The sequence below is a fragment of the Vibrio sp. YT-19(2023) genome, assembly GCF_033337395.1.
In genome coordinates this window covers 1-719 of sequence record NZ_JAWOQN010000461.1, presented here as the reverse complement: position 1 = coordinate 719, position 719 = coordinate 1, and the positions used below count along the sequence as shown (strand labels likewise).

Below are 719 nucleotides of genomic sequence, written 5' to 3'. Positions count from 1 at the left end.
AGTTGCGAAGTATATTCTTCCGTTCCAACGGTAAAGTTGATCGCATGCACATTGATAACGGCCAAGCTCTCACCATTACTTAAACGATACTGGCTGTACAACGCCGATTTTGGCAAACGCAACCACGGTTCTTTTGACGTGTACGCGCATGCTTTAACTGGCTGCTTTTGAGCAATACTAATCACGCCAGCTCCGCTGCCTAACGCTTTAAACGCGCTGACTTGGTTGCTGACCCAGCTGCCATCTACCAACCATTGTTTAAAACTGTCTGTCATGCTAGCTTCTTGCAGCAATAACAATTGCTTATCTGCCGAGAACAACTCCAGCTCAGATTGCCAGTTAGCGCGATTTTGCTTGTAGATGTTCCAAACTAAAAGGTTGAGTTCACCGTTATCGTCCAGAGCTTTTGCTCCGCTAAACTCTATACATCGAATATCTTCGGTAATTTCAGAACCAGTTTGTGTGATGATCTGTGGATGTTCCGGCACGGTAAAGATGACTTGAAAACTCACTACCGCAGCCATGATTAGAAAGGCTAAAGAGAGAACAAAACGCTTAAACATGAGAGCGTACCTGAATGCATGAAATAAAAAAGGAGCCTTATTGGGCTCCCTTTTAGCTTAATCAAAAATGCAATTGTAGTGAAATCTTAAATCGCGTCTTCGTCTTCTTCACCAGTACGGATACGAACCACACGCTCAACATCCGTTACGAAAATT

Annotated in this window: 1 protein-coding gene and 1 pseudogene; both read right to left on the bottom strand. The window is 43.7% G+C overall.

Annotation, left to right across the window (positions count from 1 at the left end; all coding sequences use genetic code 11):
- The coding region (locus R7E78_RS26520; RefSeq protein WP_318058662.1) for an endonuclease/exonuclease/phosphatase family protein at positions 1–563 on the bottom strand (563 nt) is incomplete at its 3' end.
- A gap of 86 nt (positions 564–649) precedes the next feature.
- A pseudogene (locus R7E78_RS26515) lies at positions 650–719 on the bottom strand (P-II family nitrogen regulator); the annotation flags it as partial.